The organism is Saccharothrix sp. NRRL B-16314 (assembly GCF_000716595.1).
Lineage (GTDB): Bacteria > Actinomycetota > Actinomycetes > Mycobacteriales > Pseudonocardiaceae > Actinosynnema.
This window is the reverse complement of sequence record NZ_JNXC01000051.1, coordinates 22,108-34,244: the sequence shown is the minus strand read 5'-3', so window position 1 is coordinate 34,244 and position 12,137 is coordinate 22,108. Positions and strand designations below refer to the sequence as shown.

The 12,137-nt window shown below is 72.5% G+C and carries 10 protein-coding genes and 1 pseudogene; 4 read left to right on the top strand and 7 right to left on the bottom strand.

Annotation, left to right across the window (positions count from 1 at the left end):
• On the top strand, positions 1-3,195 hold a 3,195-nt coding region (locus OQ02_RS37770; protein ID WP_033443496.1), incomplete at its 5' end, for a type I polyketide synthase.
• A gap of 42 nt (positions 3,196-3,237) precedes the next feature.
• Positions 3,238-5,589 (top strand): annotated as a pseudogene (locus OQ02_RS37765) (type I polyketide synthase); the annotation flags it as partial.
• 37 nt (positions 5,590-5,626) lie between these two features.
• Here OQ02_RS37765 and OQ02_RS37760 read toward each other — a convergent pair.
• From OQ02_RS37760 to OQ02_RS37740, 5 genes are read right to left on the bottom strand one after another with little or no spacing between them, the layout of a single operon-like run.
• Positions 5,627-6,271 (bottom strand): class I SAM-dependent DNA methyltransferase, encoded by a 645-nt coding sequence (locus OQ02_RS37760; RefSeq protein WP_033443486.1) that lies wholly within the window; start codon positions 6,269-6,271, stop codon positions 5,627-5,629.
• Positions 6,272-6,297: 26 nt separating this feature from the next.
• A complete protein-coding gene (locus OQ02_RS37755; protein ID WP_033443485.1) occupies positions 6,298-6,627 on the bottom strand; it encodes a YbaY family lipoprotein in 330 nt (109 codons plus the stop codon).
• A gap of 4 nt (positions 6,628-6,631) precedes the next feature.
• A complete protein-coding gene (locus OQ02_RS37750; protein ID WP_033443484.1) occupies positions 6,632-6,889 on the bottom strand; it encodes a hypothetical protein in 258 nt (85 codons plus the stop codon).
• A gap of 14 nt (positions 6,890-6,903) precedes the next feature.
• Complete coding sequence (locus tag OQ02_RS37745; RefSeq protein WP_033443483.1) at positions 6,904-7,092, bottom strand: hypothetical protein; 189 nt, start codon at positions 7,090-7,092, stop codon at positions 6,904-6,906.
• A gap of 12 nt (positions 7,093-7,104) precedes the next feature.
• Positions 7,105-8,166: a M12 family metallopeptidase gene (locus OQ02_RS37740; RefSeq protein WP_081916233.1), complete on the bottom strand. Its 1,062-nt coding sequence runs from the start codon at positions 8,164-8,166 to the stop codon at positions 7,105-7,107.
• A 201-nt stretch (positions 8,167-8,367) separates the two neighbouring features.
• Here OQ02_RS37740 and OQ02_RS37735 point away from each other — a divergent pair, with 201 nt between their 5' ends.
• The gene (locus OQ02_RS37735; protein ID WP_033443482.1) at positions 8,368-9,612 is read left to right on the top strand and encodes a glycosyltransferase; all 1,245 of its coding nucleotides are present in this window, start codon (positions 8,368-8,370) and stop codon (positions 9,610-9,612) included.
• Between the two features lie 316 nt (positions 9,613-9,928).
• On the opposite strand, the gene OQ02_RS37725 is transcribed toward OQ02_RS37735, so the two are convergent.
• Positions 9,929-10,324 carry a RidA family protein gene (locus OQ02_RS37725; RefSeq protein ID WP_033443480.1) on the bottom strand — a complete coding sequence of 132 codons (396 nt, stop codon included), beginning with the start codon at positions 10,322-10,324 and terminating at the stop codon, positions 9,929-9,931.
• Between the two features lie 138 nt (positions 10,325-10,462).
• Between OQ02_RS37725 and OQ02_RS37720 the strand changes: the two genes are divergently transcribed.
• Positions 10,463-11,437: a helix-turn-helix transcriptional regulator gene (locus OQ02_RS37720; protein WP_033443479.1), complete on the top strand. Its 975-nt coding sequence runs from the start codon at positions 10,463-10,465 to the stop codon at positions 11,435-11,437.
• On the opposite strand, the gene OQ02_RS37715 is transcribed toward OQ02_RS37720, so the two are convergent.
• Positions 11,419-12,030, bottom strand: a complete 612-nt coding sequence (locus tag OQ02_RS37715) for a hypothetical protein (RefSeq protein WP_051773310.1) — start codon at positions 12,028-12,030, stop codon at positions 11,419-11,421. The two genes, OQ02_RS37720 and OQ02_RS37715, sit on opposite strands and share 19 nt — an antisense overlap.
• Positions 12,031-12,137 lie beyond the last annotated feature (107 nt).

Here is a 12,137-nt window from a genome sequence, read left to right as displayed (position 1 = left end):
TCGGACCGGGTGGTGGTGGGTGAGGCGCTGCCGGCGGGTCGGGTGGCGTTCGTGTTCCCGGGTCAGGGTGCGCAGTGGCAGGGCATGGCGGTGGAGTTGTTGGAGTCGGCTCCGGTGTTCGCCGACCGCATGCGCGACTGCGCCGAGGCACTCTCGCCGTATGTGGAGTGGTCGTTGCTCGACGTGGTCCGCGGCGTGCAGGGTGCTCCGGGGTTGGACCGGGTGGACGTGGTGCAGCCGGTGCTGTTCGCGGTGATGGTGTCGTTGGCGGCCCTGTGGGAGTCCTACGGCGTGCACCCGGACGGGGTGGTGGGCCATTCGCAGGGGGAGATCGCCGCCGCCTGCGTCGCCGGCGCGTTGTCGCTGGACGACGCGGCACGGGTCGTCGCCGTCCGCAGCCGACTCCTGCTCGACCACACCACCGGCAACGGCGGCGCCATGGTGTCCCTCACGGAGCAGTTGGACCGCGTCCAAGCGCGGATCGCGCGGTGGCCGGGCCGCGTCGGGATCGCCGCGGTCAACGGCCCCGCCGCCGTCACCCTGTCCGGGGACCGCGAGGCGTTGGTCGAACTGGTGGAGCAGTGCCAGGCGGAGAACGTGTGGGCCCGGTGGGTGCCGGTGGACTACGCCTCACACTCGCCGCACGTCGAGTCCCTGCGCGCCGACCTCGTCGACCGGTTGGCCCCGATCCAGCCGGGTCCTGGCGTCGTGAGCTTCCACTCGACGGTCAACACCGGCGACACCGATCCCATCGCGTTCGACGCCACCACCCTCGGCGCGGAGTACTGGTACCGGAACCTGCGCGAGCCGGTGCACCTGCACCAGACGGTCCGCACGATGCTCGACCACGGCTACACGACGTTCATCGAGGTCAGCCCCCACCCCGTGCTGAACCTCCCGCTGGAGCAGACCGCCGAGGCACACGGCCGGGCGGCCGTCGTCGCCACGCTGCGGCGCGACGCGGGCGGCCTCGACGCGTTCCTGGAGAACGCGGCGCACGCGCACACCACGGGTGCCGCCGTCGACTGGTCGCCGCTGTTCGCCGACCGCGCTCCCCGACGGGTCGAGCTGCCGACCTACGCCTTCGAGCACGAGCGGTTCTGGATCGACCCGGACACCTCGACCACCCCGAAGCACGGCAAGGCCGAGACCGCGCTGTGGGAGTCGGTTGACCGCGAGGACGTGGACGGCCTGGCCAAGGCGCTCTCGGTCGAGGACGACCGGCGCGATTCGGTCCCCGCCGTCCTCGACCTGCTGTCCGAGTGGCGGCGGAAGCACCGCGACGAGGGCTCCTCGGGTTCCTGGCGCTACCAGGTCGAGTGGACCCGGTACGACGCCCTCCCGTCCGAGGCGCGCGGCCACTGGCTGGTCGTCGTGCCGAGCGGGTCGGCGGACGACTGGACGCGGGGGATCGTCGGCGCGTTCACCGCCACCGTCGTGGAACTCGACGTGGCGAACGCCGACCGCCGATCCACCGCCGACCGACTCCGCGAGCTCGGGAACGCCTTCGACGGCGTGCTGTCGCTGCTGTCCACCGCCGACGACGCCCGCGCCGGGCACCCGGGAGTCAGCCAAGGTCTCGCGTCGACCGTCCTGCTGACCCAGGCGCTCGGCGATGTCGGGCTGGACGCGCCGTTGTGGGTGATCACCAGGGACGCGGTGCGGGCAACGGCCGACGACCCGGGCGATCCCGCCCAGGCGGCGATCTGGGGCTTCGGTCGGGTCGTGGCCTTGGAGTGCCCGCACCGCTGGGGAGGTCTGCTCGACCTGCCCGCGACCCTCGACGATTCCGCCGTCCAGGGACTCGTGTCGGTGCTGGGCAACCCGGACGGCGAGGACCAGGTGGCGGTCCGACCGTCGGGGGTGTTCGTCCGCAGGCTGATCCGGGACGACGCGCCCGCCGTGGCCACCCGAGCCTGGACGCCCACCGGCACCGCGCTGGTCACCGGCGGCACCGGCGCGCTCGGCGGGCACATCGCCCGCTGGCTGGCACGCAGCGGCGTCGAGCACCTGGTCCTCGTCAGCCGGCGCGGCAGGGATGCGGCGGGCGCGGCCGAACTGGAGGCCGAACTCGTGGCGAGCGGGGTCGCCGTGACGGTCGAGGCGTGCGACGTGGCCGACCTCGACGCCGTGTCCGGGCTGGTCGACCGGATGCGGACGACCATGCCGCCGATCCGGACCGTGATCCACGCCGCCGGGGTCGGCCGTCCGGTCCCGGTGGACGAGATCACCCTCGACTCGCTGGCCGAGGAGAACGCGGCGAAGGTCGTCGGCGTCGAGAACCTCAGCCGGGTGCTCGGGTCGGACCTGGACGCCTTCGTGACCTACTCGTCGGGCGCGGGCGTGTGGGGGAGCGGGCTGCTCGCCGGGTACGCCGCCGCCAACGCCTACCTCGACGCCTTCGTCCACGACCTGCGCCGCCGCGGCGTCCCGGCCACGTCGGTCGCCTGGGGTGCGTGGGCGGGTGAGGGCATGGGTGCCGACGAGGTCGGCCGGGAACTGCGCCGCCGCGGCATCGTGGGCATGACCCCGGCGCTCGCCCTGCACGAGCTGCACGGGGCGTTGGAACGCGACGAGACGTCTCTGGTCGTCGCCGACATCAGGTGGGAGGACTTCGCCCCCGCGTTCGCCTCCCTGCGCGGCAGCCGGTTCCTCGACCGGATCGTCACCGACACCGCGGACGACGAAGCCGAGGACACCTCCGCCGCGCTGCTCGAACGGCTGCTCGACCTGCCCGACAGCGACCGGGTGAAGCTGCTGCGCCAGACCGTCCGGCAGGCCGCCGCCGCGGTGCTGGGGTACGCCGACCCGGCCGAGGTGCCGTTGGAGTCGACGTTCCAGAGCATCGGGTTCGACTCGATGGCCGTCGTGCGGATGGGCCGCAAGCTCTCGGCGGCCACCGGCGTCAAGCTGCCACCGACGGCGATCTTCGACTACGCCACCCCCGACGCGCTCGCCCGGCACCTGTGCGAGCGGGTGCTGGCGCGGGTCCAGCCGACCGGCGGCCACCCGGTCGACCACCTGGAGGCGTGGGTCGCCGGGATCGACGGCGCCGGGATCGCCGGTGCGCTGGACCGGCTCGACGACATCGCGGCCAGGCTGCGTGCGCGGGCCACCACCGCGGAGGTGACGGACCTGACCGACGCGACCGACGACGAGCTGTTCAAGTTCGTCGAAGACGAGCTGGGTCTCTAGCGCCCCGAAGGGGATGGTCACGTGACCGACAACGTCGACAAGCTGCGGGACTACCTCAAGCGGGTGTCCACCGAGTTGCAGGTCACCCGCGCCAGGCTGCGGGAGGCGCAGGACGCCGTCCGCGAGCCGATCGCGATCGTCGGCATGGGCTGCCGGTACCCGGGCGGCGCCTCGTCACCGGACGAGCTCTGGGACCTGGTCGAGTCCGGGACCGACGCGGTCTCCGAACCGCCCGACGACCGCGGCTGGTTCCCCGACGGTGATCCGGGCAGGACCGCCGTCGGCCGGATGCGGCAGGCGGCGGGCGGCTTCCTCCACGACGCCGGTGACTTCGACGCGGGCTTCTTCGGGATGACGCCGGAGGCGGCGCTGGCCACCGACCCGCAGCAGCGGCTGTTGCTGGAGACCTCCTGGGAGGCGCTGGAGGACGCGGGCATCGACCCGCACTCGGTGCGCGGCACCCAGACCGGCGTGTTCATCGGGGCCTTCTACCGCCTGTACGCCGTCACCGCCCACAACGCGCTGGTCCCCGACGAGAACCTGGTCGCGGGCGTCACGGGCAGCGTCATCGCGGGCCGCGTCGCCTACGAGCTCGGCCTGGAAGGTCCGGCGGCCACGGTGGACACCGCGTGCTCGGCGTCCCTGGTCGCCCTGCACTGGGCGTGCCAGTCGCTGCGGCTGGGGGAGAGCGACCTGGCGTTGGCGGGCGGCGTGGCGGTGAACGCGACACCCCACATGTACACGGACTTCGCCGGTGCCATCGGGTTGGCACCGGACGGGCGCTGCAAGGCGTTCGCCGCCGCGGCCGACGGGTCGGGGTGGAGCGAGGGCGTCGGCGTGCTGGTGCTGGAACGGCTGTCCCGCGCGCGTGCCAACGGCCACCGCGTCCTCGGCCTCATCCGGGGCTCGGCGGTCAACCGGGCGGGCGCGTCGAACGGGCTCACCGCGCCAAGCGGGCACACCCAGCGGCGCGGCATCCGGCAGGCGCTCGCCGACTCCGGCATCGGCCCGGACGAGGTGGACGTGGTCGAGGCGCACGGCTCGGGCACCCGGCTGGGCGACTCGATCGAGGCCAACGCGATGATCGCGGGCTACGGCGTCGGCCGGCCCGCCGACGAGCCGCTGCTGATCGGGAGCGTCAAGTCCAACATCGGGCACGCGCAGTCGGCCAGCGGGGTCGCCGGGGTGATCAAGATGGTGCAGGCGATGCGGCACGGTGTCGTGCCGCGGACGCTGCACGTGGACGAACCGTCCCCGGACGTCGACTGGTCGACGGGCACGATCGCGCTCGTCACCGAGAACGTGCCGTGGCCGGACCGCGGCCACCCGAGGCGGTGCGCGGTGACGTCGTTCGGCATCTCCGGCACCAACGCGCACATCATCTTGGAGCAGGCACCTCCCGCAGAGACCGCGGAGGAGGCGGACCACGCGCGGAGCCTGCCGCTGATCCCGTGGCCGGTGTCCGCCCGGACGCCGGAAGCGCTGGCCGCGCAAGCGGATCGGCTGCTGTCCCACGTCGAGGCGCACCCCGGGGCGGCGGTCGAGGACATCGGGTTCTCGTTGGCGACCACCCGGTCTTCCCTGGAGTGCCGGACGGTCGTCCTCGGTGCGGACCGCGATCAGCTCGTGGCCGGGTTGTCCGCGCTGGCCCAGGGTTCGACTGCGGCCGTGGCCAAGGCCGACCACGAGACCGTGTTCCTGTTCCCCGGCACCGGCGCGGGGTGGTTCGCGGCCGGGCAGGAGCTGTACCGGACGTTCCCCGTCTACGCCCGCGCGTTCGACGAGGCGGCGGCCGAGGCCGAGAAGCACCTGGACACGTCCCTGCGCGACGCACCGGGAGCGCTGACCGGCGTCGCGGCGGAGCTGTGGCTGTTGGCGCAGGAAGTCGCGCTGTACCGGCTGGTGGAAGCCTGCGGGCTGAGGCCCGACGCGGTGACCGGTCGCGGCACGGGCGAGGTGGTCGCGGCGCACGTCGCGGGCGTGCTCACGTTGTCCGACGCCGTTCTGCTCGCGGTCTCCGAGGACGACCTCCCGGACGTCACCTTCACCGCGCCCCGCCTCCCCTTGATCCCGAGCCAGGCGGCCGGACCGGACTACGGGGTCCGCCGGGACGGTGTGCCTCCGGCCGAGGCCGTGCGGGAGCGGGGGACCACGCTGGTGCTCGAACTGGGACCGCCGGACGGAGCCGAGCGGTTCGACGGTGTCAGCACCGTGTTGCTCGCTCCTCAGGCCGGCGACGACGCCGAGCTGCGCCGGACGCTGGGAGGCCTGGCCGAGGTCCACTGCGCCGGTCTCACGGTCGACTGGGCGCCGATCTTCGAGGGCACGGGTGCCGCCCGCGTCCCGTTGCCGACCTACGCCTTCCAGCGCGAGCGCTACTGGTGGGCGGGCTGAGCCGAAACCGCCGCCCCGGATCTCCGCGTCCGGGCGGTCACGGCTCCTGGGGCTTGCGGACCAGCAAGTGGGCCTGCTGGAACCGCTCGTCTTCGCGCGGCTCGCGCACCAGCCGGGCGACCTCGACGAAACCGGCCTGCCGCAGCAGTTCCGCGAGGCTGTCGGGCGACCACCGGTAGGCGAGCGTGACCTTGTGGTCGAACTCGCGCGGCAGCGGGTCGTCACCGGCGAAGAACCCGAGCAGCAGGTGGCCGCCCGGCGCCAGGACCCTCCGGAACTCGGTGAACACGGCCGGCAGCGCCTGCGGTTCTGCGTGGATGATCGAGTACAGGGCGAGGATGCCGCCGAGGACACCGTCGGCGAGGTCCAGCGCGCTCATCGACCCCTCGTCGAACCGCAGGTAGGGATGCGCTTCGCGGGCCAGGGCGATCATCGCCGGGGACAGGTCGACGCCGAAGGTCGTCGGCCCGAGGGCGCTCAGGTGCGCCGTGACGTGGCCTGGACCGCAGCCGATGTCGGCGACCGGTCCGGCGTCGTGGTCCCGCACGAGTTCCGCGAAGGCGGCCAGCAGCGCGCGTTCCAGCGGCCTGGTGTCGAGCATGTCGCTGAAGAGTTCGGCGTAGAGGGGCGCGACGGCGTCGTAGGCGGTCCTGGTGTCGTGCACGGCCGAGGATGCGGTCACGGCGGAAATCCTAAACCGTTCGCCGGCTACGCAGGTTCGACGGAGACGACCATGTGCGGTGACGGTGGCAGGGCGGCGGTCGTGACCAGATCACCGCGGTGGACCCGGTTCCCGCCGCGCAGGTCGACGTGGGCGGCCACGTTCAGCGTTCCGCCGACGTCGGGGCCGGCGGGGACGTCGAGGTGGAACGGCAGGTGCTGCTCGCCGGTGTCGTCGCGGAAGACCTCACCGCTGTACTCGGCTCTCGTGACCGCGGGGGCGTCGGCGAGCGACACGTCTTCCAGGCGCACCCGCAGGACCGCCCGGCCGAACGCGGGCGTGCCCGCGGGGACCACCACGACTCCGGCGATGCGCACGGGTCTAGTTCAGCACGGCGAACCGGGCTTCGATGTCGACCGGGCCGCCGGTGAGGTTGCGGATCTCGATGAAGTACTTGATCAACCCGGCGGCCTGCCGGTCGACCTGCACCTTCCACTCGATCTGCGCGGCGCCGTCGACCATCGGCCACGTCGGCACGACCAGCCACACCACCCGCCAGTCCTCGGGCCAGCTGTGGGTGAACCAGCGCCGCGACGTCCCGCCGGGCACCTGCCCTCGGAACTGCACTCCAAGTCTCATCGGGATCTCCCCCTTCAGTCGTCCGGCGCGGGTGCGGGACCCGCGTCCTCGGTCTCCGCCAGGGTCGCCGGCGCTCCGGCGACATCGGTGGTGTCGTCCTGCGGCGCGGCCCCGCCGTCGTCGGCCGGTGCGGTGAGCGAGTCGACGACGACCAGCTCGTCCAGCGACGCGGGTGCGGCTCCGCCGTCGAGTTCGGCACTCATGTCGTGCTCCTCTCAGAGCGCGTCCGGCGACCAGCCGAGCACGTCGTAGCGGGCCTGGATCTCGACCTGCCCGCCCGTCAGGTTCTTGATGGCGAGGAAGTACTTGAGCAGTCCACCGGACTGACGGGTGACCTGCACGGTCCACTCCACCTGCGCCGGGCCGTCGACCGCGGGCGCGGTGGGCACCACCGTCCACACCACGTACCAGTGCGCGGGCCAGCTGTGGGTGAACCAGCGCTTGGTCGTGTTGGCGGGCACCGAGCCGGTGAACTGCACACCGCGGAACGTCGCGGCCGGTTCGAGGTCGCGGTACATGGACCGCACCGCCGCGCAGTCGCCGGGGCTGAGCCCTTCCCGTTGGCCGATCTCGACGTTCTGCGTCGGGGTGATCGTGTCCCGCGTGGTGTCGATCGCGAAGGCGCGGCGCGGGTAGTGCATGATCGAGTGGTAGTCGTACGGCCCGACGTCGTCGCCGTCGGTGATGTGCTGGTTGAAGTTGTGCGCGCTCTGCTGCTGGATGTTCGTCCGGTCGATCGTGACGAACGCGTTGCGGTCCTCCCGGCTCTGCTCGTGCCACAGGCCGACGCTGTGCCCGACCTCGTGGATCGTCGCCCCGGTCTCACAGCCGGCGGCCAGCGTGATGTTCTGCTGGTCTCCGCGCATGCCGACCGGCGAACTGCACCCTCCACCGGGCTGGAAGCGGATGAAGTTCCGGTGGTTCGCATTGGCCGGGTCGCGGGGGACCAGCCGAATTCGGGTGTTGCGCTCCCAGTGCGCGACGGCGCTGTGCACGCGGGCCTGGTTCGGCAGGTTCGGGTCGATCTCGAAGGGCACCCGCCCGCCGGGCCAGCGGAACTGCGCGCCGGGGATGACCACGCCTTCCGGGTGGACGTCGCCTTCCTGGACGAGGGTGAGCACGATGTCGCCCTCGACCAGCGGCTCGCCGTCGACCACGGTGTACTGGACGGCTTTCACGCCTTCGGTCTGCGTTCGGATGAGGCCTGTCCTGGGTTCGACGCCGACGCGGAACTGGCCGCTGCCGATCACTTCGCCGGGGTCGCTGGGTGGAGTCATCGTCCCCTCCCTCACAAATGGACGACGAACAATTCTGATCCCCGAATCATCGGAATCACCAGGGTCGAATGCCCCTACGTGACCAGGGCTTTCGATGTGCCGGCGGCCGGACCGCGCCGGGTGCGCCGAACACCGCGCCGGCCCGCGCGGCGGTCTTGATCTCCGGCGCTACCCTTGCCGTCCGTCGTGGGGGAGGTGCCGATGCGGGTGTCCGTGCTGACCGCCGGGTCGAGGGGTGACGTCGAGCCGTTCCTCGCCTTGGGCGGACGGCTGCGCGCGGCCGGGCACAGCGTGCGGCTCGTGACGCACCGCGAGTTCGAACCCGTCGTGCGGGCCGCCGGGTCGGCGTTCGCGGAGCTGCCCGGCGATCCCAAAGCGACCCTCGCCGGGCCCGAGGGCCGGGCGCTGCTCGCCGCGCGGAACCCGGTCACCCTGGTCCGCCGGCTGCGCGAGGTGGTCGGTCCCGAGTTGCGCGCGTCGCTGACGGCGGCGATCGACGCGTGCGACGACGCGGACATCGTCGTCTACTCCACCCTGGTCGCGTTCGGCCCCACCGTTGCCGAACACCTGGGCGTGCCCGTCGTGGCCGCGCACCTGTCCCCGAACACACCGACCCGGGCGTTCCCGATGACCGCCATGCCCACGCCCGTGCCCGCCGTGCTCAACCACGCCACCTGGCGGTTCTCCGAGGCCCTGCTGTGGCGGGCCTTCCGGCCACTCCTGGACGAGCAGCGCGCCGGCCTGGGCCTCCCACCGCTGCCGCGCCGCACACCGCCGCCGCGGCGCAGACCACCCCGCCTGTACGGCTTCAGCCCCGCCGTGGTCCCGCCCCCGCAGGACTGGACGCCGACCGACCACGTCACCGGCTACTGGTTCGCCGACGTCGATGCGGACGCCGCCTTGCCGCCGGCCTTGGCCGACTTCCTGGCCGCCGGCGAACCCCCGGTGTACCTGGGCTTCGGCAGCATGTCCGACCAGGACCCGTCCGCCGCCGCCGAACTGCTGCTCACGGCCGCGCGCCGGGTGGGCAGGCGTGCCGTGCTGTCGTCCGGCTGGAGCGGCCTGAGGCCCGCCGACACCACCGACGACGTGCTGGTCGTCGGCGACGTCCCGCACCGCGTGCTGTTCCCCCGCTGCGCCGCCGCCGTCCACCACGGCGGCGCCGGCACCACGGCCGCGGCGGTGTTGGCCGGCATCCCGTCGGTGGTCGTGCCGTTCTTCGCCGACCAGTTCTTCTGGGGACGCCGCGTCACCCGACTGGGTGTCGGCACCGCGACCCCGGCCCGTGACCGGGTGACGGTCGACGTCCTGGTCGAAGCCCTGCGCGCCGCCCTGCCCCGAGCCTCGGCGGCCCGCGCCCTGGGCGCCCGCGTCGCGGCCGAAGACGGTCCCGGCGCAGCGGTCACCGTCCTGGAACGCCTGGTCAGGCCACTTCCGTCGAGGTGACGCGGTCACGATCAAGCGGTGGCCGACGACATCAAGGGAATTGGTCTGCGGTGACCTCCCTGATCACGGCGGTGACCGCAGCCGGGTCGCAGGTGTCCACCGGCATCTCGCGCACCTCGCGCCGCGACCAGGTGGCCATCGCCCCAGGCGCATCTCGGCGCTCCCCGGTCACCCCATCGGCGATCCCACCACTCGGCAGCGCCGACACGATCACCGTGCGGTCGGCACTGCCGAGGATCCTGGTGGTGCAGGAAGGTGGACTCGGGCTCGCGAACGCTTCCCGACTCCTCGGGCTACCGGACCCGGCGGGGGCGCATCACGCCACGGCGGTCCCTTCGAGTTCCACCATCAGGTCCGGGATCGCCAGCCGCGCCACCCCGAGCATCGTGGTGGCCGGTGCGACCCCGGCGGCGCCCAACCGCGACGCCAGCACGCCGTAGTGCGGGAACAGCAGGTCGACGTCCGTCGTGTAGACGTTGAGCCGGACGAGGTTCGCGAGGGACATGCCGGCCTCGGCGAGCACGGCCTCCAGGTTGTCGACGCTCAGCGCCAACTGCACCGCCATGTCACCGGCGTGCTGGGGCCTGCCGTCGTCGCCCGTCGCGGTCTGCCCGGAGCAGTACAGGGTCCGGGTGTGCCCGGAGACGACCTCACCCTGGTTGAATCCCATCGCCACCGACCACGTCACCGGGTTGACGGCCGTTCGTTCCACTGCCACATCAGCTCCATTCGTTTCATCGGGGATGCGGACGTCCATCGGCTCGACAGCCACCGTCCTCGACGTCGTGTGGACAAGCCTCCCAACGAATCACGACATCCTGTGTCGTGTATTCCCGGCATAATTTCGAGGGTGAGAGCCGACCGGTTGGTGTCGCTGGTCCTGCTGCTGCGCCAACGCGGCCGGCTGTCCGCACCCGCGTTGGCGCACGAGCTGGGGGTGTCCACCCGCACCGTGCTGCGCGACGTCGAGGCGCTGTCCGCCGCCGGCGTCCCGGTCTACGCCGAACGCGGCCGGCACGGCGGGTTCGCGTTGCTGCCGGGTTTCCGGGCCGAGCTGACCGGGCTGAACCACGACGAGGCCCTTGCCCTGCTGGTCGCCGGGTCACGACGCGGCGCGCAGGTGTTCGGCCTCGGCTCGGCGCTCGCTTCGGCCATGCTCAAGGTGGTCGACGCGCTGCCCGAGAGCCACCGGGACACCGCCGCAGGTGTGGCCGAGCGACTGCTCATAGACCCTGACACCGACCTCCTCTCACGCCGGCTGGTCGTCGAGGAGGTGCCCGACGCCATCGTGACGGAGGTCCGGCGCGCGGTGTTCGCCGGACACAAGCTGCGCATCCACTACGCGGCGGCGGACCAGCCCGCGAAGTGGCGCACGGTGGACCCGATCGGCCTGGTCACCGTGCGGGACCAGGGTTACCTGCTGGCCACGAGGTCCGGCGAGGACCGCACGTACCGGCTGTCCCGGATCTCGGCCGCCAAGGAACTCGCCGAACCGGCACAGCGACCGGACCGGGTCGACCTGGACCGGGCGTGGCAGGAGCGCAGCACGCGGTTCCGGGCGGGCGACGACCAGGTCACCGTGCTGGTGCGGGTGAGAGCGGCGCGGCGGGAGGACCTGGTGGGCACCGCGCTGGCCGTCCTCACCGAGGAGGCCGATGTGGACGGCTGGCTGCGGCTGGAGGTGACCTTCCAAGACCAGAGGCACGCCGTGTGGGCGCTGTGGCAGCTCGCCACGAACGCGGAAGCCCTCAGCCCGCAGTGGTTGCGCACCGCCCTCCACGACCGCGCCGCCGCCGTCGCCTCCTGCTACGAAGGTCCGTCCTGAGGACGGGCGCGGTGCGGTCCGTGTGCCAAGCGGCCGGAGGCTTCGGTGGATTTCGCCCAACGGGACGGACGAGGTGCGGTCCCGTTCTCCGCTTCGTCGCGGCGGTGGATTTCGATCAGTTCGTCGCGGTAGCGGTGATCCGCTGACGGCAGTTCGTCGTGCACCCGGGCGCCGTTGTCCCACCACTGCACCAGACCGCGGCCCGACTCCTGGCCGGCGCGGGTGTGCACGCAGTGGGCGTAGTCCGGCACTTCGACCAGCGCTTCGCCGAGAGCGACCTTCGTGGCGACCCAATCGGCGTGCTCGGAGCTGGTGCGGTCCTTCGGCGCGGAGGCGAGGAGGCGCACGGCGTGGCACGCCATCATCCAGTCCCCGCCGGGGGTGGCGTCGGAGTTGCGGTGGAGCACGTCGATCAGGACAGGCCCGAGCGGCAGACCCATCCCCACGTCCTCGACCGCGATGATCCGCAGGCGCCGCCACAGGTGCCGGGCGACATCGTCCGAGGTCGTGAACATCTCGTAGGCGGCGAGCACGGCGTTGTCGACGCGGCTTCGCCTGATCTCCTTGTGCAGCACCGAGACGAGGTCGTCCACCGGAATGCCGTGGGGCGATACGACCTGTGAGCAAGGGTCTTCGGTGAAGTGCCCAGGACCGTGGATTCGTGGCATGAGTCGCCTCTTCCCGCACGTGACAACGGCAG